25 protein-coding genes and 1 other RNA gene are annotated in these 20,598 nt (G+C 46.1%); 20 read left to right on the forward strand and 6 right to left on the reverse strand.

Translation table 11 applies throughout. The features are described from left to right. The first annotated feature begins 69 nt into the window (after positions 1-69). The 5 genes from secG (at position 70) to K0036_RS05530 (ending at position 3,885) form a co-directional block, all read left to right on the forward strand. Complete coding sequence (gene secG / locus K0036_RS05510; protein ID WP_025644700.1) at positions 70-312, forward strand: preprotein translocase subunit SecG; 243 nt, start codon at positions 70-72, stop codon at positions 310-312. Positions 313-395: 83 nt separating this feature from the next. Further along, positions 396-2,555: a ribonuclease R gene (gene rnr / locus K0036_RS05515; RefSeq protein ID WP_173694765.1), complete on the forward strand. Its 2,160-nt coding sequence runs from the start codon at positions 396-398 to the stop codon at positions 2,553-2,555. After that, on the forward strand, positions 2,536-3,003 hold the full coding sequence (smpB, locus tag K0036_RS05520) for an SsrA-binding protein SmpB (protein ID WP_154322358.1): 468 nt from the start codon (positions 2,536-2,538) through the stop codon (positions 3,001-3,003). Before rnr ends, smpB begins: the two co-directional genes overlap by 20 nt. A 10-nt stretch (positions 3,004-3,013) precedes the next feature. After that, entirely contained in the window at positions 3,014-3,256 is a 243-nt protein-coding gene (locus K0036_RS05525; RefSeq protein WP_004605632.1) for a hypothetical protein, read from the forward strand. 29 nt (positions 3,257-3,285) lie between these two features. After that, positions 3,286-3,885: a zinc-ribbon domain-containing protein gene (locus K0036_RS05530; protein WP_025644695.1), complete on the forward strand. Its 600-nt coding sequence runs from the start codon at positions 3,286-3,288 to the stop codon at positions 3,883-3,885. Positions 3,886-4,018: 133 nt separating this feature from the next. Here K0036_RS05530 and K0036_RS05535 read toward each other — a convergent pair whose 3' ends face one another. Together K0036_RS05535 and K0036_RS05540 are read right to left on the reverse strand one after the other, a co-directional pair. Beyond that, positions 4,019-4,444: an Hsp20/alpha crystallin family protein gene (locus tag K0036_RS05535; RefSeq protein WP_025644693.1), complete on the reverse strand. Its 426-nt coding sequence runs from the start codon at positions 4,442-4,444 to the stop codon at positions 4,019-4,021. Between the two features lie 257 nt (positions 4,445-4,701). After that, on the reverse strand, positions 4,702-5,064 hold the full coding sequence (locus K0036_RS05540) for a VOC family protein (protein WP_025644691.1): 363 nt from the start codon (positions 5,062-5,064) through the stop codon (positions 4,702-4,704). Between the two features lie 220 nt (positions 5,065-5,284). Here K0036_RS05540 and K0036_RS05545 point away from each other — a divergent pair, with 220 nt between their 5' ends. From K0036_RS05545 to ssrA, 5 genes are all read left to right on the forward strand, one after another. Next, positions 5,285-6,181: a helix-turn-helix transcriptional regulator gene (locus K0036_RS05545; protein ID WP_025644689.1), complete on the forward strand. Its 897-nt coding sequence runs from the start codon at positions 5,285-5,287 to the stop codon at positions 6,179-6,181. A 79-nt stretch (positions 6,182-6,260) separates the two neighbouring features. Continuing rightward, positions 6,261-7,424 carry a M28 family peptidase gene (locus tag K0036_RS05550; RefSeq protein ID WP_220430921.1) on the forward strand — a complete coding sequence of 388 codons (1,164 nt, stop codon included), beginning with the start codon at positions 6,261-6,263 and terminating at the stop codon, positions 7,422-7,424. A 507-nt stretch (positions 7,425-7,931) separates the two neighbouring features. Then, entirely contained in the window at positions 7,932-8,603 is a 672-nt protein-coding gene (locus K0036_RS05555; protein ID WP_220430922.1) for a hypothetical protein, read from the forward strand. A 241-nt stretch (positions 8,604-8,844) separates the two neighbouring features. After that, positions 8,845-9,468 carry a LysE family transporter gene (locus tag K0036_RS05560; RefSeq protein ID WP_227056882.1) on the forward strand — a complete coding sequence of 208 codons (624 nt, stop codon included), beginning with the start codon at positions 8,845-8,847 and terminating at the stop codon, positions 9,466-9,468. A gap of 94 nt (positions 9,469-9,562) precedes the next feature. Further along, positions 9,563-9,913, forward strand: a transfer-messenger RNA (tmRNA) gene (ssrA, locus tag K0036_RS05565). 47 nt (positions 9,914-9,960) lie between these two features. On the opposite strand, the gene K0036_RS05570 is transcribed toward ssrA, so the two are convergent. Beyond that, positions 9,961-10,374 carry a ferritin-like domain-containing protein gene (locus K0036_RS05570; RefSeq protein ID WP_244095276.1) on the reverse strand — a complete coding sequence of 138 codons (414 nt, stop codon included), beginning with the start codon at positions 10,372-10,374 and terminating at the stop codon, positions 9,961-9,963. 340 nt (positions 10,375-10,714) lie between these two features. Between K0036_RS05570 and K0036_RS05575 the strand changes: the two genes are divergently transcribed. From K0036_RS05575 to K0036_RS05595, 4 genes are all read left to right on the forward strand, one after another. Continuing rightward, a complete protein-coding gene (locus tag K0036_RS05575) occupies positions 10,715-11,113 on the forward strand; it encodes a hypothetical protein (protein ID WP_220430923.1) in 399 nt (132 codons plus the stop codon). Between the two features lie 191 nt (positions 11,114-11,304). Beyond that, entirely contained in the window at positions 11,305-11,475 is a 171-nt protein-coding gene (locus K0036_RS05585) for an RNA polymerase sigma factor (RefSeq protein ID WP_220430924.1), read from the forward strand. Positions 11,476-11,491: 16 nt separating this feature from the next. Continuing rightward, entirely contained in the window at positions 11,492-12,685 is a 1,194-nt protein-coding gene (locus tag K0036_RS05590; protein ID WP_220430925.1) for an anti sigma factor C-terminal domain-containing protein, read from the forward strand. 103 nt (positions 12,686-12,788) lie between these two features. Continuing rightward, positions 12,789-13,415, forward strand: a complete 627-nt coding sequence (locus K0036_RS05595; RefSeq protein WP_025644559.1) for an AAA family ATPase — start codon at positions 12,789-12,791, stop codon at positions 13,413-13,415. A gap of 102 nt (positions 13,416-13,517) precedes the next feature. Here the strand turns inward: K0036_RS05595 and K0036_RS05600 are convergent, their stop codons facing one another. From K0036_RS05600 to K0036_RS05610, 3 genes are read right to left on the reverse strand one after another with little or no spacing between them, the layout of a single operon-like run. Next, positions 13,518-14,126, reverse strand: coding sequence for a manganese catalase family protein (locus tag K0036_RS05600; RefSeq protein ID WP_025644557.1), 609 nt, complete (start codon positions 14,124-14,126; stop codon positions 13,518-13,520). Further along, entirely contained in the window at positions 14,126-14,374 is a 249-nt protein-coding gene (locus K0036_RS05605) for a spore coat protein CotJB (RefSeq protein WP_004605638.1), read from the reverse strand. The genes K0036_RS05600 and K0036_RS05605 overlap by 1 nt, the downstream gene beginning before the upstream one ends. Further along, a complete protein-coding gene (locus tag K0036_RS05610; protein WP_081702121.1) occupies positions 14,364-14,540 on the reverse strand; it encodes a spore coat associated protein CotJA in 177 nt (58 codons plus the stop codon). Before K0036_RS05610 ends, K0036_RS05605 begins: the two co-directional genes overlap by 11 nt. A 175-nt stretch (positions 14,541-14,715) precedes the next feature. Here K0036_RS05610 and K0036_RS05615 point away from each other — a divergent pair, with 175 nt between their 5' ends. The 6 genes from K0036_RS05615 to lpdA are packed head-to-tail and all read left to right on the forward strand — an operon-like array spanning position 14,716 to position 20,419. Next, positions 14,716-15,396, forward strand: coding sequence for a response regulator transcription factor (locus K0036_RS05615; RefSeq protein ID WP_025644555.1), 681 nt, complete (start codon positions 14,716-14,718; stop codon positions 15,394-15,396). Further along, on the forward strand, positions 15,396-16,862 hold the full coding sequence (locus tag K0036_RS05620; protein WP_025644553.1) for a sensor histidine kinase: 1,467 nt from the start codon (positions 15,396-15,398) through the stop codon (positions 16,860-16,862). Before K0036_RS05615 ends, K0036_RS05620 begins: the two co-directional genes overlap by 1 nt. A gap of 42 nt (positions 16,863-16,904) precedes the next feature. After that, positions 16,905-17,510 carry an imidazole glycerol phosphate synthase subunit HisH gene (hisH, locus tag K0036_RS05625; RefSeq protein WP_025644551.1) on the forward strand — a complete coding sequence of 202 codons (606 nt, stop codon included), beginning with the start codon at positions 16,905-16,907 and terminating at the stop codon, positions 17,508-17,510. A gap of 14 nt (positions 17,511-17,524) precedes the next feature. Next, positions 17,525-18,286 (forward strand): imidazole glycerol phosphate synthase subunit HisF, encoded by a 762-nt coding sequence (gene hisF / locus K0036_RS05630; RefSeq protein ID WP_025644549.1) that lies wholly within the window; start codon positions 17,525-17,527, stop codon positions 18,284-18,286. Between the two features lie 18 nt (positions 18,287-18,304). Then, positions 18,305-18,973 carry a uracil-DNA glycosylase gene (locus K0036_RS05635; protein WP_025644547.1) on the forward strand — a complete coding sequence of 223 codons (669 nt, stop codon included), beginning with the start codon at positions 18,305-18,307 and terminating at the stop codon, positions 18,971-18,973. Between the two features lie 18 nt (positions 18,974-18,991). Next, the gene (gene lpdA / locus K0036_RS05640) at positions 18,992-20,419 is read left to right on the forward strand and encodes a dihydrolipoyl dehydrogenase (protein WP_173694759.1); all 1,428 of its coding nucleotides are present in this window, start codon (positions 18,992-18,994) and stop codon (positions 20,417-20,419) included. The last annotated feature ends 179 nt before the right edge of the window (positions 20,420-20,598 follow it).

A 20,598-nucleotide genomic window follows, 5' to 3' on the forward strand; every position in this document is an offset into this window, starting at 1 on the left:
AGATTTTCCTTGCTATATCTTGTCTCCTGTGCTAGAATAAATATGGTTTATCCGCAGGAGGTGTAAAAAGTGGAGATATTAAAGACGATTTTAATGATCATATTTGCAATAGACTGCATCGCGTTAACGGCAATCGTGTTAATGCAGGAAGGTAAGTCAGCGGGGCTTGGTACCATCAGCGGTATGGCTGATACTTACTGGGGGCAGAACAAAGGCCGTTCTATGGAGGGCGCGCTGGTGAAGTCAACGAAGTTCCTGGCGATTCTGTTTATTGTACTGGCAGCAGTGTTGAATTTAAAAGTATTTGCATAAGATAAAGCATATTTTTATGAGAATGGTGGGACACTCCTGTATGGGAGTGTCTCTTTGTGTATAAGATGGAGGACTTGTAAGAGATGGACAAGACAATTGAAAAAAGAAAAAAGGTCATCTATGACTTGATCTGTGATGATTTATACGTGCCAATGAAGTTCAAAGAACTTGCCATGCTTCTGCAGGTTCCAAAAGATCAGAGGAATGAACTCAGGGAGATCCTTGAGGCGCTGGAGGCAGAGGGCAAGATCTATCTTTCGCAGAAAGGAAAGTACTTAAAAGGCGAGGCTAAGAGGATTCAAGGCGTTTATCGCGCCAGCCTGAAAGGGTTTGGATTCGTTACGGTTCCCGGCGAGGCTTCGGATATATTCGTGGCGGAAGAAGATGCGGGCGGAGCTTTTGAAGGCGACCAGGTAGAACTCGTCATAACAAAGGAGCCTCAGGGCAGAAGCCGGGAAGGCAAGATCGTAAGAATCCTATCGAGAGGAATCACCCATCTGGTTGGACTGTATCAGGGGAACCCGAATAAGAGTTTTGGATTCGTCAAGCCTGATAACCAGAAGTTTCCGCATGATATCTTTGTGCCAGTGGAAAAGGCCAATGGCGCTGTGCAAGGGCATAAAGTCGTGGTGGAATTGACTTCCTACGGCGGACCGCAAAAGAAGCCTGAGGGGAAAGTAGTAGAAATCATCGGCCATATCAATGATCCTGGCACAGACATCCTGTCGATCGTGAAGGGATATGATCTGCCGGTGGAATTCTCGGAAAAGATATTAAACCAGGCGCAGCGTGCGGCCAGAGACGTATCCGATGCCGACAGGGCAGGGAGAAAGGATATCCGGGACTGGCAGATGGTGACGATCGACGGAGAGGATGCCAAGGATCTGGATGACGCAGTATCCGTGGTTAAGAATGGGGAGAACTATATCCTGGGGGTTCATATCGCAGATGTGACCAACTATGTCCAGGAGAACAGCGCAATCGACCGGGAGGCGCTTGAGCGGGGCACCAGCGTGTATCTGGTAGACCGGGTAATCCCGATGCTGCCCCATGCCCTTTCCAATGGCATCTGCTCTTTGAACGCAGGAGAGGACAGGCTGGCCCTCAGTTGCATCATGACGGTAAATCCCAAGGGCATGGTGATAGCCCATGAGATAGCGGAGACCGTCATTCATGTGGACGAAAGAATGAGTTATACAAGCGTCAAGAAGATTCTGGAAGACCGGGACGCAAACGAGATAAAAAGGTATGAGAAGCTGGTGCCTATGTTTGAACAGATGCAGGAACTTTCTGGCATCCTGCGGGAACAGAGGAAAAGGCGGGGATCGATTGATTTCGACTTCCCGGAGACGAAGATGGTGCTGGATGAGAATGGAAAGCCGGTAGAAATCCGTCCATACGAGCGTAATGTAGCAACCAAGATGATTGAGGATTTCATGCTTCTTGCCAACGAGACGGTGGCGGAAGATTATTTCTGGCAGGAACTTCCTTTCGTTTACCGTACCCATGAGGCGCCGGATGATGATAAGATCCGCACGCTGGCGACATTTATCAATAATTTTGGATATTCCATGCATGTGGGAGCCAACGAAGTAAAGCCTAAGGAAGTGCAGAAACTGCTGGGCAAGGTGGAGGGGACTCCAGAGGAGGCCCTGATCAGCAGGCTGGCGCTTCGTTCTATGAAGCAGGCCAGATATACGCCGGAGAATACCGGGCATTTTGGCCTTGCTGCTAATTATTATACGCATTTCACCTCGCCCATCAGGCGTTATCCGGATCTTCAGATCCACCGGATCATCAAGGATAATCTGCGGGGGCGGATGGACGCAAAGAGAATAGAGCATTACCAGGGGATACTCCCGGAAGTGACCAAGCACTCCAGCGAGATGGAGCGCAGGGCAGACGAGGCCGAGCGTGAAACCATCAAGCTTAAAAAGGTAGAGTATATGCAGGCGCATATCGGAGAAGTGTTTGAAGGCGTGATATCCAGCATTACGAAATGGGGAATGTATGTAGAACTCCCTAATACGGTCGAAGGCCTGGTTCATGTCATCAACATGGTGGATGACCATTACGAGTATCAGCAGGAACGGTACGAGATGGTGGGAACCCGCAGGCATAAGGTATATAAGCTGGGCCAGAAGATATCCGTCCGCGTAATGGATGCGGACAGGCTTCTTAGGACCATTGATTTTGAGATTGCAGATGAAGGAGAGTTGGAAGATGGCGAAGACGAATGGTAAGATGATAGCCAATAATAAGAAGGCATACCATGATTATTTCATTCTGGAGAACTATGAGGCCGGCATTGCCCTGCATGGGACTGAAGTAAAGTCCCTCCGCATGGGCAAATGCAGCATCAAAGAGGCATTTATCCGCGTTGAGAATGGCGAGGTATATATCTATGGAATGCATATCAGCCCTTATGAAAAGGGAAATATATTCAATAAAGATCCTTTGCGGGTACGCAAGCTTCTCTTACATAAGTCTGAGATCAATAAACTTCTTGGCAAGACTAAGGAGAAGGGTATTGCAATTGTGCCTCTTAAGGTGTACTTTAAAGGAAGCCTGGTAAAAGTCGAGATCGGGCTTGCAAAAGGCAAGAAATTATATGACAAGAGACAAGATATTGCCAGGAAGGACCAGCAAAGGGAAGCACAGAGAGACTTCAAGGTCCGGAATCTGGGTTAGGAGGAAGAAGATGGTACCAAGAAGCAAGGAAGAATTAAGAAATATGGTTTCTCAGACGACAATAGAGACTTACGAAGAACTGACTCCCCAGCTGATACAATTGATCGACCAGACCAAGCATGATGAATCATTGACGGAGGCCCAGAAGCAGGACGAGATATCCCTGCACATGATGGGATATATAAAGTCATGCACCAATGAAATCATAATCGAAGTTCTTGCTGAGATATTGGGATTGGAAGATTCACAATAAATATACTAGAAGAAAAAGGAGAAATAGAAATGGCTTATTGTGTAAAATGTGGAGCGAAAGTGAACGACGGTGTGCAATACTGCCCGCAGTGCGGCGCAAAGATTCCGGTGATGCCGGGGGCAGGCCAGCAGCAGGACAGCCAGCAAGGCTATACATACCAGCAGAACGGCCAGCAGGATTATACATACCAGCAGAATAGCCAGCAGGGCTATACATACCAGCAGAACAATCAGCAAGGTTATTCGGGCCAGCAGCAGAACGGAAGGGCAGGAGAATTCTTCCAGCAGGACGATGTAAGCCAGAATAAGGTAATGGGGGTCTTGTCATATCTAGGGATTCTGGTATTCGTACCACTTATTGCGGGAAACAAGCAGTCTCCCTATGTAAAGTTCCATACCAATCAAGGGCTGGTGCTTTTTATAGCATCCATACTCGTAGATCTGCTGGACGGCAGATGGCTCTGGGGCTTCCATTCTATGATTAATTTTGGAGGCAGCTGGTTCTCATGGATCTTTGATATCTGCAGCCTGGTGCTGTTTGTGTTTATGATCGTCGGGATCGTGTATGCATGCAAAGGGGAAAGAAAAGAATTGCCGGTGATCGGCCAGATAAAAATATTAAAGAATTAAGGCTTGAAAATCAAGGCAGCCGCCATCAATCAGATGATGCGCGGCTGCCTTTTTATATTAATATTCAGGATGTTTATATGAAAAAGGGGAAATTCCCCTGAGAGCGTGGGACCTGGTCCCTCTATATTAAAAGTTATTCAATCGTAATTAATTTTGGCTGCTCTTCCTGCTTCTGAATCTCTTTTGGGAACTGAAGCCTGAGGATTCCATCTTTAAATGCTGCTTTAATGTCCTCCTGAGTCAGGGCATCGCCTACATAGAAACTTCTGTTGCAAGTTCCGGTATAGCGTTCCTTGTGGATGCAATTACCTTTGGCATCCTTTTCTTCCTTGGACTCGCTCTTATTAGCGGTGATTGTAAGATAACCGTCCTTTAAGTCTGCCTTGATGTCTTCTTTGGCATATCCCGGAAGTTCCATTTCAATAATGTAATTGCCGTCCTTGTCATGAATGTCCGTCTTCATAATCTGTGAAGATGAGTTGTCGTATGGACGGGTAAAGAATGGATCCTTGAACATATCATCGAATAAATTGTTAAAACCTCTGTTTGCAAGTAACATAAGTCATTCCTCCTTGATTTATCTTTATTTTTGATTTGTTTTATTTGTTATAGTTATTATATAACACAAATTATTAGCACTGTCAATAGGTGAGTGCTAATAATTTTAAAATTATTAGACAGGCGCATCTCTCTTAGATATTCTATAAATTTATATTATTCATCCTGTATTCCTTTAATTAAAAATAGCATATGTCGTTTTGACATATGCCTTTAATCTGTACATTTTATTGCTATCAATAAAATGGAATTTGTAGGTTACGTAAATTCAACGATTACTACTTCGTTTTCGTCAGGATCCTTTAAGCGGACTTCATAGGTTCCCCAATCATATCTAATGGGATCAGATAGCGTAACTCCTTTTTCTTTTAAGCATACCATCGTGGAATCGAGATTTTCTGCTTGAAAAACAAATGATTGATATCCAGTTGGCGGCGCATTAAATGCTTTACAATCCCATATACAAAGAGTGGGCGCGTTTTCTATAAAGCCAAGATAAACCCCATTTGTACTGTCCACATCAGTCCTGATAAAAGGTATTTCTAATATATCCCTATAGAATTCAATAAGTTCTTGTGCCTGCTCAGAAAAAATATTTGTACAATAGTATCCCGTTATCATCTTCTCACCTCTTCAAATTAACCTCAACAGTTTCTTTCTCTTTTATCTATTAACTATATTCTAGCATAAGTATAATGTATAGTCATTTCTTTCCATGTGCACGATAGTAACTATTATTTTCCATATTTATATAGCAATCTAAGTCAAGACATTTTTTCCATAAAGTGATAAACTCAATAAAAACTGTACATATTATGCTGTGGAATACAGGAGGAAAATCATGGAAAACTGGGAACAAATCAATGCCGTTCAACAAATGCAAAGTTATATTGAAGAACATCTAGACGAGCCTATCACGCTGCATGCGCTTGCCAAAAACGCAGGCTACTCGCCATGGCATTGCGCGAAGATTTTTAAGGAACTTACGGGCAAGACTCCGTTTGAGTACATCCGCATGTACAGACTCTCGAAAGCAGCAATGGAACTGCGTGATAAAGATCTGAAAGTTGTAGATGTTGCAATGGATTTCGTCTTTGACAGTCACGAAGGATTTACCAGAGCATTTCGCAAGCAGTTTGGCATGACTCCCAACGAATATAAGAAGGCCACGCCGCCCATTTATCTTTTTCATCCATGGCCTATACGAGATTATTATTATTGGCTAAGAGATGTTCAAGAGGAAGCAAAGCCACTTGCTAAAGAACTTTTTATTCAGGTCCGCAACTTCCCAAAACGAAAACTACTGTTGAGACGGAGCGTAAGCGGTCATGATTATTTTTCCTACTGCGAAGAAGTTGGCTGCGATATCTGGGGGCTGCTTTGCAGCGTGAAGGAAGCATTGTATGAACCGATCGGCTTATGGCTCCCGGAGTCTTTGCGTCTGCCGGGCACGTCAAGTTATGCCCAGGGAGTTGAAGTGCCTGCGGATTACAAAGGCCAAATACCGGAGGGCTTTGATCTCATTGATCTGCCAGAATGTATGATGATGATATTCCAAAGCGCGCCTTATGATGACATTCACTTTCAAGAGGTGATCACCGGGATGTCAGAAGCCATAGATCATTATGACCCGGGACAGTCAGGCTATGAGTGGGCTGATGAAGCTGCGCCGCGTTTTCAGCTGGATCCCCAAGGATGGAGAGGATATATCGAGGCCAGGCCTGTCAGGGAGATTTAATCACGCCGCAAGGAAAGTCAAGCGCTGCTTTATTCCTTTTGTTATGATGGTGACAACAATAAAACAGGAGGATGTGAATATGGAGATGAAAAAAAGAATGGAAGGGCACTTACGAATGCTTTGTGAAGAAATCGGCGCTCGCCCGACCGGATCAGAGGCGAATCGTGCGGCAGTAGAATATGCCTGTGGGGAATTCGAGCGATTTGGACTTAGTGTCTCAAAACAGGAATTTGACTGCATGGATTGGAGAGAAGATGGAGGGACTCTTACGGTGGAAGGACAGGATATCCCTATGGCCCCTGCCCCATATTCCCTTAACTGTGACTTGCAGGGAGAATTGATCCGTATCCATTCTCTGGAAGAACTTCGGACGGCGGAAATCAAAGGGAAAATCGTCTTGCTGTGCGATGCCTTGGCTTCGGAGCCGCTTATGCCAAAGAGTTTTGTGTTCTGGAACCCGGATGAGCATAAAGAAACAATATCCCTGCTGGAAAATGGAAGGGCGCTGGCAGTACTTACGGTCAGCCTTTTTCCGGAACGCTTTGTGCCGATGATTGAGGATGGAGATTTTGAAGTCCCATGCGCGGTCGTTCTGCCAGAGAGCCTGCCCGAACTTCGCAGCGGTGATTATGCTGCCCTTACGCTAAAAACAAAAAGATGTCCGGCAAAAGCGGCCAACGTTATTGCCACCTATGGAAACGGGGAACATAAAGTCTGCATTTCGGCGCATATTGATACCAAGCCGGGAACGCCAGGCGCTCTGGACAATGCTTCAGGCGTAGCCGTATTGCTTGCACTGGCGGAGAAATTGTCAGGAAGAGAGTTTCCGTATCGCATCGAATTTGTTTTATTTAACGGAGAAGATTATTATTCCAATCCAGGAGAGATGCTGTATCTGAGCACTCATCTTTCCAATCCGGAGGAATACGTCTGCGCTTATAATATTGACGGCGTAGGCATCAAGGAAAATAATATCACATACTCCTTTTATGAATGTCCTGAAAAACTGGCAGACAATATATCATCGCTTGCCGAAAAAACAGGAGGTTTTGAACAGATAGAGCCATGGCCTCAAGGGGATCATACGTTGTTTGCCTTTTCTGGAGTCCCGGCAATTGCTGTTACCTCCAGTGGAATATTTGAATTGACAGACCATGTGCTCCATACGGAAAATGACACATTAAAATGGATTGATATAGAAAAACTTGAGATACTGGTAAATTTTCTATTCGATTCACTTTAAGAAAGATTCCATGCTCTCTGCTTTGTGCGGCAGAAGATGACAAGCCATAGCCGGCGGATGCAGCCCACACAGTGTGCCTGGGCTGCATCCGCCGCTCATCTTATTATTGCTCTATGAGTCCATATAAAAACAATCTGTGGATATACTTGATTTTTTTCAGGCATATCATCATCCGGCTTCCACCTTTTCCCAGTATTATTAAATAGATCTCATTTTTGCTTTCATTTAGCCTGGTATTGTAAAGTGGAAGTAAAAGCAAGTTATAACTATATCGCATTTATTTGTACCAAATAGTTTTACAATTAAGAGTCTGCATATCATAATCAAAAATTTCTGGTTTTATTGATTACAGACATTAAAAGTTTGACAATAATAATTGATTTAGATATATTATTGAAAAATTAGCAGATAATATTGTGAATAAATAGAAAATATATTATAATATAAAAGCAAAATACTGCTACAGTATTTTAAATAGTGGATGTTTTAAGAAAGGAGGAACGGGAAATGAAACGATGCATATATATCAATATTCTTCTTTGGTCCGCAATTCTTTTATGCGGCTGTGCAGGAAAGGCTCAGGAGAAAAAAACGTCGGACGCGCCAGAATGGATCATGGAAGAAATAAACCGGTACAATAACGAAGACATGAGGCAGATAGATATTAAGGAAGACACAACGGTTTCAGAAGGAAAACTGGTTAAGGATGAGACTGTCATCATGGACAAAAAGAATCATTTAGCCAGCAATATTGGAACGAAGGAGGGACCAGGAGATAACAGGGACGAGTATTCTATGTTTTTTGGAATGGAAGGCGCAAAGGCTTTTGAGATTTACAAATATAAAGAACAGGATCAATTTTATAAAGAAACTGTTTCAGAGGATCTGGCAAATCTATATATAGACGGCAGAAAACTGGAAATCTCGGATAAGGCCAAAATCAAAGAGGAGGGAGAAGAGACCCTGGATGGGCAAAAGGCGATCAAAGTAAAAGTAACGGACCCAGGCTTTGAAAGGCTAACAGACCGAGCGGACTATAAGGAAATGATAGATGACGCGAAAGTGGCGGACGCGGATACATACCAGGAAGAACTGGATAAATATATGGAACTAAAAGAAAAGGAATGGACTTTATGGTTTGACGCGGAGTCCCACCTGCTTAAAAAAGTCTTTTTTTGACAGTTCCGTAGAAGACAATTTTACCTTATATCTACTATCAGCCCAGGATCCTGAATCCGACTTTGCAAAGCAGCGGCCAAAAAAGGGCACCACAATATGGAATATCAAGATGGGCGACGAATGTGATACCATAAATCTGCCGGAAGAATATAAAGAATTCTAAGCGATATAGGATCCTGCATGCAGGCAGGAAGAAGAATATGCGTCATTGGGCTAGGCGAAGGCGGAGGAGTATGATAGAATGCAAGCAGTATCATCTTTGCCGGAGGGAAATAGAATGTTTAACACGATTCCATTTTTGACGTATGTAGTCGTTGCCAATATATCGCCGGGGCCCAATGCAATTTTATCCTTATCCAATGCCAGCCGATATCCGTTAAGAAAGGCGATCCGCTTTAATTTGGGTATTGCGGTGGGCGTGTTTGCGGTAATGCTGCTTTGCGGCATATTTGGCCTGGCTGTGCTGGAAGTGTTTCCGCCGATACAGAAGATCCTGGTATGGGTAGGCGCGGCTTATATCCTTTGGCTTGCTTTCCAGACGCTGAAAGATGAAGGAAAAGAAGAGGAAGCGGGAGAAAAGGAGCCCGGGAACCTTTTTGTGAAGGGGATAGTACTCCAGTTTGTCAATCCAAACACCATCTTATATGGCGTAACGGCGTTCACGACGTTTATTCTTCCTTACTATAAAAAACCGATGTATCTAATCGCCTTTTCTGTCTTTTTGTCATGGATGGCATTTGTGGAGAATGGATGCTGGACGGTGTTCGGCTCTTTGTTCCAGAAGATCATCGTGCGCTACAGGCGTGCGGTGAACGTGTTTCTTGCGCTGCTTCTTGCATATTGCGCGGTTTCGCTGGTGATATAAGGAAATTGGGATTAAGATTTGACATTTGGGGCAATGCTATATATAATGATAACGACAAGAGATGTCTGCGAGCCAGTAGTACAGCGAATGATCAGGGCTTGTACTGGTTTCGACGGGGGTCTGGAAGTTGGAGAAGCCATCCGTAGCGGGACACTACGTTAAAAGTTCCAATTAAATATAAACGCAGACAATAGAGAATTAGCGTACGCTGCCTAATTAGGCGGCAGTCGGCCCCGGATCTTCCGCCGTCTGGGTCACCGGCTTCAAACAGGCGGAGCACTTCGTTTCCAAAGCTTTGAGGGAATGGAAGAACTTATGAAGCTACTAAAGTCGGCAGCCTGTCATTAGGCGGCTGATGGAGGGAATGTCAATATAATGACTGTGATGGGAGATGCTTTGATGGATGGGCTTTCGGACGCGGGTTCAACTCCCGCCAGGTCCACTAAAAAAACGCCGTAGTTACGGCGCTTTTTTTATGTAATAATATAAGCATTAAATCTGTGCCAAGAAATCGCTAAAGATCTTGCAATGCAGTTCCTCATCAAGCGACAGCCTGGCAAGCATCTTCGATACAAGCGGATCCTTGATTTCTTGTGCCTGGTCTGCATACGCCTTAGCGGCAAATCGTTCGGACTCGGCATTTATTGATAGCAGCGTCCGAACGTCGCAGCTATAGTTTACCATATCGCCACACCAGTACGATTCAGGTTCTGAAGAGCGGCATTCCGGCTGGGCCCCAAGCAGGGTGATGAGTTGGCCGAGTATGGAGAAATGATGCTGTTCCACTACGGCCATCCGTTGGATCAGCCGCCGGATGCCTTGATAATCGTTGCTGATCGTCCAGGACTGGAACAGGTATTGGTGCACGGTCGTCATCTCGCTGGCAGCAGAGGCAAAGTCAGGCATAAGAATATGCGCATAACGCAGGTTCTTTTCCGAGACAGCGACGTTAGGATACCAATTGGAGTGAATGACTGGAATAGAGTTGGGATTTGCGTGGATATTGTATCGAATATTGCTCATAATACATCCTCCTAAAAATCTATTGATATAATTACCACTTTATGAAATATGGCGTGAGTATAGAACCGGCCGGCCAACACCATTAGAAAAGGTATAAGAGGGCTTTCGGTTGAAGAATGTCGGAATAAGGGATATTATGATAATAAGTTTATCAATGTTGGTCTTGGGGAATGGGATGGAGGAATTATGAAAAAAAACGAAATCAAATTCGGAAAGAATCGCTATGTTAAGTATTTATATGGAAGAATGGAAGTATAGGGATCAGACAATGCTGGCAACGCTGTATAAGACATCATTTATATCATTTGTGATTATTATGCTGCCTTATCTGAAGACGTATTTTGGAATCAGCCAGGAACTACCATTTAAGGATTGGATGTTTTCACTTTGCGGCATTATATTGGCACTGATATTTGTCCCTGTAAATATAGGAAATCTGGCCAGGCAAAAGAAGAGTTCGGAAACGATAAGGAAGATTATAGATTTGTTGCCCGAAGAACTTCAAAGAGAAGGAATAGATGGTTTTTCCTTAGCTCATATGCGGGTTGCGCAATATCTCGTATTTGTATTGCAGTTAGCGGTATTTGTGCTGGGAATCGTTGTTATCCATGTAAGAGTTTAATATATAAGGCACCCTTCGGGTTGCTTTTCTAATATGGGTGTAACATTATAGATATTGATACGTTAATAGTACAAAGGGGGTGGCAGAAGATCTGATACAGGAGACATTTCTGAAAGCCTTATGTTCAATGGAACTGTCACAGGATGCAGTGCTTCCCTGGCTCTTAAGGGTGGCAAAAAATCTGTATATCGATGCATGGCGAAGGCAGAGGCATCATACAGAAGCAAAGGGCGGTCGTGCTGTATTACTTTGCGGGGCTTTCCCAGGCAGATATCGCAAGGCAGCTGGGAATGAGTCATGGAAATGTGCGGGTCATGCTGCACCGTGCGAAACAGAGACTAAGGAACCTATTAGAGGATTGATAAAGAAGGTGGGCCTATGAAGTATGAAGAAAGATTTCAAAGATATCTGGACGGAGACGCAGATGAACATGAGAGTGTCCAGATAGAAGAAGACCTGGAAAAAATGCGGATATTGTCATCCTATCTTGACAGCAGGCTGGATGCCCAACTGTTCGCGGAGGAAGAAGGAGGAGACCAGGCAGGCAAAGATGACGGGCTGAGCCGGCAGGTATCCAGGGCGGTAGGGCGGAAGCTTAGGAGATATGCGATAGCCGCCAGCATTATTATCGTGCTGGTCATCGTGCCTCTCATCATTTATGGCCTATCGCCCCTGATGGACAGAGTATTCTATAATCCATCAAAACAAGTGACGGTGGAGGCGCCTGATGGTAACAGCGCGGTAGTCTATTCCGTATTTCCGCTAGCAATGAGAACCTATATGGAATTGTTCTGTGCAGATAAGGGAAGGGCTGATGTAGCAGTCCGGCCGGAAGGGTATGGACGATATTCGCTGGATGTACGGACCCAGGTCAATGGAGAGATTACCCATCATTCTCTGGAACTGACGAGAAATCATCTGTATCGATTGGATATGAACTGGAATCAGCCAGATGTTCCGGGAAACGCGTTTACTTACTGTGTGGAGGAGGAAGAGATGTACTGCGGGGACAGTCTGGAGGAAACGGCAAGCAAATTGAAAGATGTGCCGGAGGCATTGAAGATCCGCGCGGCAGTTTCCTTTAAGAAGCCGAAAAACGCAGAAGAATTGTCCGCATTTATGAAAGCCTACGATTCCCAATATCTTTCTATTCCATTTATATCCTGTGAGAAACAGGAAGGGATCATGACGGATGGCTTTGGATTCTGTCCGGAGATTATCGGTACGGATCTTACAGATTGTTATGATCAGGCGAAATATCCATATCTTGGGCTTGAAGAGTATCAGGAAGGAGAGATTCCGGCAGAAGTCTATACGAGTCATGTGGAATCGATGCTTCAATACATGCTTGACAGTCCTGACTTCTTGAGAATCTTTGATTCGGGGGCGCCCGGGGTCAATCTGCTGAATGATGCGAAGTACAAGACGGCTCTTGCATATGTCAGGGAGCATGGGGTGTACGGATATGGGGCTGTTGTCAATGCGACGAAGCAGGAACTTCTGGCTATGCTTGAGGATCCATCTGTAGACGGCGCATATATGATGGACAGTTTTCTGGATCTTAGGTTCTGACGGTGCGGCGATTACATTTAGATTGGAATTTTATGGGATTCAGGGTATACTATAGATAGGAACAATAAACGGTGTAGCAGGATTGAGGAAGGGAGTGGGCAGTATGACAGAAAATGTAATTATTACGATTGGACGCCAGTACGGAAGCGGAGGACGGGAGATTGGAATCCGGCTTGCCAAGAAACTGGAGATTCCTCTCTACGACCACAATCTGGTGGCAATGGCGGCAAAAGAGCTGGGTATCAGCGAGAAGGAAGCCAAAGAAGCGGATGAGACGGCACTGGAAGGATTTCTGTCATCCTATATTGTAGGCCCTGGCGACTATGCAGTCTATATGAATGCAGAAGACGACATGCGCCCCTTGACAGACCGGGTTTATCGGGCCCAGTCTGAGATCATAAAGAGGCTGGCAGATAGAAGCCCTTGCGTCATCGTCGGACGGTGTGCGGATTATATCTTAAGTGACTGCCCCAAATGCATCAGCGTATTTATCTGCGCGGATAAAGAAGACAGAATCCACAGAATAGCGGCCCTCAGAGATCTGCCTGAGAGAAAGGCGGCAGAGAAGATTAAGAAGGTTGACAGGGAGAGAAGATATTATTACGAGTCCAATACCGGAGAAGAGTGGGGCAAATCGGGAACATACCAGGTGATATTGAATGTAAGCCGGACCGGTATCGAAAAAGCAGTGGATATGCTGGCTGCCCTGTTTAATGGGCTATGTGATTAGAAGATATAAAATGGCGCCTGCCGCTTGCTTAAGGCGGATGTCATGCAAAAAGGAACTGCTGCTTATTCTGCGGCAGTTCCTTTTGCAGTTGTGAATGGAATGCTAACCAAAAAGTTTCTTATCGAACTCCGGATTTGCATAATAATAATTCTTTGCATCCAGTTTGTCTTTGGTCTTTTCCAATGCTTCTCCGAAACGCTGGAAGTGAACCACCTCTCTTGCGCGTAAGAACCGGATGGGATCTTTGATCTCCGGGTCATCAACGACTCTTAAGATGTTGTCATAAGTGGTCCTTGCCTTCTGCTCGGCAGCCAGGTCTTCGAACAAGTCAGTGATTGCATCGCCTTTGGATTGGAATTCACAGGCATTAAATGGAATTCCGCCTGCAGCCTGCGGCCATAATCCGGAAGTGTGGTCGATGTAATAAGCATCAAATCCAGCTGTCTTTGCATCTTCCGGAGACATATCCTTGGTCAGCTGATAGATGATCGCGCAGACAATCTCCAGATGTGCCAGTTCCTCCGTACCAATATCGGTCAGAAGTCCGGCTACTTCCTTGCATGGCATGGTGTAACGTTGGGAAAGATATCTCATAGAGGCGGCCAATTCGCCGTCAGGCCCGCCAAACTGGCTGATGATCAATTGTGCTGTCTTAGGGCAGGTCTTTGATATCTTAACCGGGTATTGCAGTCGTTTTTCATAAGTCCACATTAAATATGCCCTCCTTCCCAAGGAGTCGGCCCTTCCGCCCAGGAATGATATTCACATGAGCAGTCCAGAGTCAGAGGTCCGAATTCCTTCGCGTATTTCTGCATCAGTTCCTTCCTCTTGGATGCGGCCTGCTGGAAATCAGACTTGGCGATTGAATCCATCGGATGGGTATCCAGATACAGGGTCAGATCATTGAATACGAAGCTGATCTCGTTGATCTTCTGCAGTAATGCATGTCTATCTTCCATCAGTGCCACCTCCCATAAAGAAAGGAAGGTCCAGTTCCTTGAAGACCGTTCCTCTTGCTAAAGCCTCTTCAGGTTCATACAGCTGTCCATATATCTGCATGGGAATAGCAGCCATTGCCAGGACGCAAGTACATTCCTGACGGGTGTTCTGCTGGTTTTTGTCCATATAGATCGACTCCTTTCTAGCCAAAGTGGCTTGTATATTGCTATACACTACTATTATCCCCGACGCAAGGCATGATTTATGTTATAATATAAATGGTAATTTCACAAAGACGACATATTTCTTTGGTATGATTTAAGAAAAGTATTGGAACATCTTTGGATGGAGGTTATGTCATATGGAAAAAATTAAAATTTTGATCGTAGATGATGAGAGCAGGATGCGCAAGCTGGTAAAAGATTTCCTTGGGCGGGAAGGCTATCTCGTCCGGGAGGCGGGAGATGGCATGGAGGCCTTGGAAATCTTCTACGAGGAGAAGGATATTGCGCTGATCATCCTGGATGTCATGATGCCAAGGATGGACGGATGGCAGACTTGCAGGGAGATCCGGCAGTCTTCCCAAGTGCCGATCATCATGCTGACGGCCAGATCAGAGGAGCATGACGAATTGCAAGGATTCGAGCTGGGTGTGGATGAATATATCTCTAAGCCTTTCAGCCCGAAGATTCTGGTTGCCAGGGTAGAAGCAATCCTAAGGAGGTCCCACGCGATTGGAACCGGGGATGTGATCGATGCGGGTGGAATCATGATAGACAAGGCGGCCCATCAGGTTAAGATTGACGACACAGAGATTGATTTAAGTTTTAAAGAATTCGAGCTTCTGGCCTACTTTGTGGAAAACCAGGGAATCGCCCTGTCCCGGGAGAAGATATTGAACAATGTGTGGAATTATGACTATTTCGGGGATGCAAGGACGATCGACACCCATGTGAAGAAGTTAAGAAGCAAGCTGGGCGACAAGGGAAACTATATCAAGACAATCTGGGGCATGGGCTATAAATTCGAGGTAGAGGCATGATGAAGCATTCAATCAAGCGGCAGATGATCACGGTCTTTATAGGCCTGCTGGCATCCATGGTCCTGCTGCTTCTGATCATTAACGTCAGTTTTCTGGAACCATATTATATCAGCAACAAAGAGACGCAATTTATAGATATGTATGAAAAACTAAGCCAGTGTATGGACAAAGGCACGATGGAGGACAAGGAAGTGTCTGTGAAAATGATCCATTTGGCGGAGAAGAATAATATCTCATTCCTGATCGTAAATGATGCCACAGGAAAAGGATATACCAATGTCTATGACTCGGATATGCTGGTAAACCAGCTGCGAGGATATTCGCTGAACCAGGCGCAGAAGGGGAGCAAGATTCTGGAAAGCACAAAGGAGTATCAGATCAGCCAGTCTTTCGACCCGTGGAACCAGACGGACTATATAGAGATGTGGGGAAGTTTTGACGACGGAAGCAGATTCCTGCTGCGCAGCCCGCTGGAAAGCATCAAAGAAAGCGCCGCCGTCTCCAACCGGTTCCTGATCTATATTGGCAGCCTTCTGATTCTGATATCCGTGGTTCTTGTATGGTACTTTTCAAAGCGGCTTACAGATCCGATTCTGGAACTGGCGGTCCTGTCCGAGAAGATGGCAGATCTGGATTTTGACGCCAAGTATGCCAGTGGAGGCAGCAATGAGATTGGGGAATTAGGAGCCAATTTTAACAGAATGTCAGAGCGGCTTGAGAGCACGATATCTGAACTGAAAAAGGCAAATAACCGTTTGCTGGAAGATATTGAGCAGAAGGACAAACTGGAGAAGATGCGTAACGAGTTCCTGGGAAATGTCTCCCATGAATTAAAGACGCCTATCGCCCTGATCCAGGGATATGCGGAAGGACTGAAGGAAGGAGTCAATGAAGACGCGGCAGGCAGGGAATTCTACTGCGACGTCATCATGGATGAGGCAGCCAAGATGAACCAGATGGTAAAGAATCTGCTGACGCTGAACCAGCTGGAGTTTGGCGACGAAGACATCGTGTTCGAGCGGTTTAACCTGACGGAACTTGTAAGAGGCGTGATTCAGAGTATGGAGATCCTTGCCCAGCAGGCGGAGGCGAAGGTCATCTTCCGACAGCAGGAGCCAGTATATGTGTGGGCGGATGAATTCAAGGCAGAGCAGGTGGTGCGCAACTATATGAGCAATGCCTTCCATCATGTGGGAGGGGAGAAGGTAGTAGAGGTCAAGATCCTCTCGGATGGAGAGAAGGCAAGAGTGAGCGTATTTAATACAGGAGCTCCGATCCCGGAGGAAGATGTGGCGCATATCTGGGACAAGTTTTATAAAGTAGATAAGGCGCATACCAGGGAATATGGGGGGAATGGCATCGGCTTGTCAATCGTAAAGGCAATTATGGAGTCTCTTCATCAGAAGTATGGATTGAATAATTATGACAATGGTGTTGAATTCTGGTTCGAACTTGATGTAAAATAAAACGATACACTATACCGTACCAAAGAAAGGCAGGTCAGTACATTGATAGCAATAATAGATTATGATGCCGGCAATATTAAGAGCGTGGAAAAAGCGCTGCAGCTTTTGAACCAGGAAGTAGTCATCACCAGGGACAGGGATGCGATTTTAAAGGCAGACAAGGTAATTCTTCCGGGAGTGGGCTCCTTTGGAGACGCGATGGGGAAACTGCGCCAGTATGGGCTGGTGGAAGTGATAGAGGAAGTAGTAAGGCGCGGGACGCCGTTTCTCGGCATCTGCCTGGGGCTCCAGCTGTTATTTGAGAGAAGCGACGAGGCGCCGCAGATAGAAGGCCTTGGCATTCTGAAGGGGGAGATTCTTCGCATTCCGGATGGCGATGGGCTTAAGATTCCGCATATGGGATGGAATTCCCTGAGATTCCCGAATCAGGGAAGGCTATTCAAAGGCCTGACCGAAGAGCCGTACGTATATTTCGTACATTCTTACTATCTTAAGGCAAAAGAGGAGGAGATCGTGACGGCTACCACCGAGTATGGAACTTTGATTCACGCTTCTGTGGAGAAGGGCAATATATTCGCCTGCCAGTTCCATCCGGAGAAAAGCAGCGATACAGGAATCCAGATACTTAAGAATTTTGTGGAACTATAGACGGAGGAGAGAGTATGCATACAAAAAGAATCATTCCCTGCCTGGACGTGAATAACGGACGCGTAGTAAAGGGCGTAAATTTTGTGGATTTGAAGGATGCCGGAGACCCGGTGGAGATTGGAAAAGCCTATGATAAGGCGGGGGCGGATGAACTGGTATTTTTGGATATCACGGCAACTTCCGATGCAAGGGGAACGGTCGTGGACATGGTACGCAAAGTGGCGGAGACGGTGTTTATACCTTTTACCGTAGGAGGGGGAATCCGTACGGTCGAGGATTTCAAGATGCTGCTCAGGGAAGGAGCAGATAAGATTTCTATCAATTCTTCAGCCATCAATACTCCAAGGCTTATCTCGGACGCGGCAGACAAGTTCGGCAGCCAGTGCGTGGTGGTGGCGATCGATGCCAAGAAAAGACCCGATAACAGCGGCTGGAACATCTATAAAAATGGGGGACGTATTGATGTGGGCATCGATGCGCTGGAATGGGCAAGGAAGGTCGAGAGCCTGGGAGCCGGAGAGATTCTTCTTACCAGTATGGACTGTGACGGGACTAAGGCTGGATACGATCTGGAACTGACCAGAGCCATTGCCGAGGCGGTTTCCATCCCGGTTATCGCGTCCGGCGGCGCAGGAACCATGGAACACTTTTATGAGGCTCTGACGCAAGGGAAAGCAGATGCGGCTCTTGCCGCTTCCCTGTTCCATTATAAAGAACTGGAGATCCGGGAGGTGAAAGAATATCTGCGGAATAAGGGCGTATCCGTACGCCTGTAGCATGGAAGGAATTAGAATATGGCAGCGATTAATAATGACTGGCTCGAGGCTCTGAATGATGAGTTTAAGAAGCCGTATTACAAGAAGTTATTTGCGACAGTAAACCAGGAGTATAAGACCAGGCTGATTTTCCCGCCGGCAGACGATGTCTTCAATGCATTTCATCTGACGCCGCTACATAAAGTAAAGGTAGTGATTCTGGGACAGGATCCCTACCATAACAATGGACAGGCCCATGGGCTGTGCTTTTCCGTGAAAAAAGGTGTGGAGACCCCGCCATCCCTGGTGAATATCTATCAGGAACTTCATGATGATCTTGGATGCGCCATCCCAGAACATGGATGCCTGACGAAGTGGGCCGAGCAGGGCGTCCTTATGCTGAATACGGTGCTGACCGTACGCGCCCATCAGGCCAATTCACACAGGGGAATCGGCTGGGAAGAATTTACAGATGCCGCGATCATGGCTTTAAATGGCCAGGACAGGCCTATCGTATTTATTCTATGGGGGAGCCCGGCTCAGCAGAAGGCAAGAATGCTTAATAATCCGAAACATTTGATCCTAAAAGCGCCCCATCCAAGCCCATTATCCGCATTCAGAGGATTCTTTGGAAGCAGGCCATTCAGCAAGACCAACGCATTCCTTGAAGAACATGGGATAGAACCAATTGACTGGCAGATTGATTAGTAAAAAGGGAGGTATGTCATGGGAAAGCAATTTGATCTGATCATTATCGGAGCCGGCCCAGGCGGGTATGTTGCCGCGAAGAAGGCGGCGAAGCTTGGAATGTCGGTAGTAATTATTGACAAAGGGGATGTGGGGGGAACCTGTATCAACAGAGGATGCATTCCCACGAAAGCCCTGGTGCACGCGGCGATGCTGTACCGGGAGATGACAGAATGCGAAAAGTTCGGGCTGTCAGCAGAAAAGGTCGGGTTCGACCTGCAGAAGATATATGAGTATAAGGATCTTTCCGCGGCCCGGATGCGGGAGGAACTGGAAAAAGAGTTTAAAGAGCTTGGGGTAGTCAGCGTAAGGGGAACCGCAACGATCCAGAGCGACAAAAAGGTCAGGGTAGTTACGCCGAATAAGGAAGAAGAGTACTATTATGGCAAGCATATCCTGATTGCTACCGGGGCTAGGGCCCGCACGATCGATATTCCGGGTCTGGACCTTCCCGGAGTCATGACCAGCGAAGAATTGCTGACGTCCAATGAGAGTCAGTATCGCAGGCTGCTGATACTGGGCGGAGGCGTTATCGGAATCGAGCTGGCGACCGTATTCAATGCGCTTGGAAGCGATGTGACGATCGTAGAAGTATCAGACAGGCTGCTTCCCAATATGGACAGCGAATTTTCATCTGCTTTGGAGGAAATCCTTACGAACCGCGGAATCAGCATTTATAGGGAAAGCATACTGGAAAGAGTGACGCAGCAGGAGGATGGCGTAGGATGCCATTTCGTGTATAAGGGGGAAAATCAGCAGGTTGATGTGGATGCTGTCCTGGTATCCGTAGGAAGGGTTGCGAATACGGAAGGGCTCTTCGATCCGGATGTCCGCGTCAAGATGGAGAATGGAAGGATTATCGTAGATGATTTTTACATGACCAATATTCCGGGGATCTATGCCATCGGCGATGTCACCGGAGGAATCCAGCTGGCCCATGTGGCTTCGGCTCAGGCAACCTATGTAGTGGAACGGATGAACGATGTAGAGCCGTCCGTTATTATCGAGATGGTACCTAGCTGCCTGTTTACCTCTATTTCTATCGTGCCCAGCTGTCTGTATACGGATCCGGAGATCGCGTCTGTGGGGATTACGGAAGAAGAGGCCCGGAGAAAGGGGATTTCTCTACGCTGTGGCAAATATATCATGAATGTAAATGGACAGTCTATTATTTCCAAGGAAGAGCAGGGATTCATAAAAGTACTGTTCGCAGCCGACAGCGATGTGCTTTTGGGCGCCCAGCTGATGTGCCAGAGGGCGACCGACATGATTGGAGAATTGGCTACGGCCATAGCGAACGGCCTGACTTCTTCCCAGTTAATGTATGCGATGCGCGCCCATCCGACGTTCAACGAGGCCATTTCCTGCGCAGTTGAGAACAGCAGGGAGCAGGCTCCCAGATGGTAACGGACTTGGGACGGGGTCCGTTTTAATAGCGTTTTTAAGATTGGCGCCATGGATGAAAATCCATGGTGCTTTTTCATTTCTTTTTTCAAGATTATATATTGACAATCCATAACGGAGTGCATATAATATAAATGAACATATGAATAACTGTTCATATGTTCAGGCGAAATCACAACATT

The organism is [Clostridium] scindens, from assembly GCF_019597925.1.
GTDB lineage: Bacteria > Bacillota > Clostridia > Lachnospirales > Lachnospiraceae > Clostridium_AP.

Excerpts from the sequence above, each read along its gene's own strand:
- rnr (WP_173694765.1), top strand. The coding sequence starts at position 396 with ATGGACAAGACAATTGAAAAAAGAAAAAAGGTCATCTATGACTTGATC.
- smpB (WP_154322358.1), top strand. The coding sequence starts at position 2,536 with ATGGCGAAGACGAATGGTAAGATGATAGCCAATAATAAGAAGGCATAC.
- K0036_RS05525 (WP_004605632.1), top strand. The coding sequence starts at position 3,014 with ATGGTACCAAGAAGCAAGGAAGAATTAAGAAATATGGTTTCTCAGACG.
- K0036_RS05530 (WP_025644695.1), top strand. The coding sequence starts at position 3,286 with ATGGCTTATTGTGTAAAATGTGGAGCGAAAGTGAACGACGGTGTGCAA.
- K0036_RS05535 (WP_025644693.1), bottom strand. The coding sequence starts at position 4,444 with ATGTTACTTGCAAACAGAGGTTTTAACAATTTATTCGATGATATGTTC.
- K0036_RS05540 (WP_025644691.1), bottom strand. The coding sequence starts at position 5,064 with ATGATAACGGGATACTATTGTACAAATATTTTTTCTGAGCAGGCACAA.
- K0036_RS05545 (WP_025644689.1), top strand. The coding sequence starts at position 5,285 with ATGGAAAACTGGGAACAAATCAATGCCGTTCAACAAATGCAAAGTTAT.
- K0036_RS05550 (WP_220430921.1), top strand. The coding sequence starts at position 6,261 with ATGGAGATGAAAAAAAGAATGGAAGGGCACTTACGAATGCTTTGTGAA.
- K0036_RS05555 (WP_220430922.1), top strand. The coding sequence starts at position 7,932 with ATGAAACGATGCATATATATCAATATTCTTCTTTGGTCCGCAATTCTT.
- K0036_RS05560 (WP_227056882.1), top strand. The coding sequence starts at position 8,845 with ATGCAAGCAGTATCATCTTTGCCGGAGGGAAATAGAATGTTTAACACG.
- K0036_RS05570 (WP_244095276.1), bottom strand. The coding sequence starts at position 10,374 with ATGCCTGACTTTGCCTCTGCTGCCAGCGAGATGACGACCGTGCACCAA.
- K0036_RS05575 (WP_220430923.1), top strand. The coding sequence starts at position 10,715 with ATGTTAAGTATTTATATGGAAGAATGGAAGTATAGGGATCAGACAATG.
- K0036_RS05585 (WP_220430924.1), top strand. The coding sequence starts at position 11,305 with ATGCATGGCGAAGGCAGAGGCATCATACAGAAGCAAAGGGCGGTCGTG.
- K0036_RS05590 (WP_220430925.1), top strand. The coding sequence starts at position 11,492 with ATGAAGTATGAAGAAAGATTTCAAAGATATCTGGACGGAGACGCAGAT.
- K0036_RS05595 (WP_025644559.1), top strand. The coding sequence starts at position 12,789 with ATGACAGAAAATGTAATTATTACGATTGGACGCCAGTACGGAAGCGGA.
- K0036_RS05600 (WP_025644557.1), bottom strand. The coding sequence starts at position 14,126 with ATGTGGACTTATGAAAAACGACTGCAATACCCGGTTAAGATATCAAAG.
- K0036_RS05605 (WP_004605638.1), bottom strand. The coding sequence starts at position 14,374 with ATGGAAGATAGACATGCATTACTGCAGAAGATCAACGAGATCAGCTTC.
- K0036_RS05610 (WP_081702121.1), bottom strand. The coding sequence starts at position 14,540 with ATGGACAAAAACCAGCAGAACACCCGTCAGGAATGTACTTGCGTCCTG.
- K0036_RS05615 (WP_025644555.1), top strand. The coding sequence starts at position 14,716 with ATGGAAAAAATTAAAATTTTGATCGTAGATGATGAGAGCAGGATGCGC.
- K0036_RS05620 (WP_025644553.1), top strand. The coding sequence starts at position 15,396 with ATGAAGCATTCAATCAAGCGGCAGATGATCACGGTCTTTATAGGCCTG.
- hisF (WP_025644549.1), top strand. The coding sequence starts at position 17,525 with ATGCATACAAAAAGAATCATTCCCTGCCTGGACGTGAATAACGGACGC.
- K0036_RS05635 (WP_025644547.1), top strand. The coding sequence starts at position 18,305 with ATGGCAGCGATTAATAATGACTGGCTCGAGGCTCTGAATGATGAGTTT.
- lpdA (WP_173694759.1), top strand. The coding sequence starts at position 18,992 with ATGGGAAAGCAATTTGATCTGATCATTATCGGAGCCGGCCCAGGCGGG.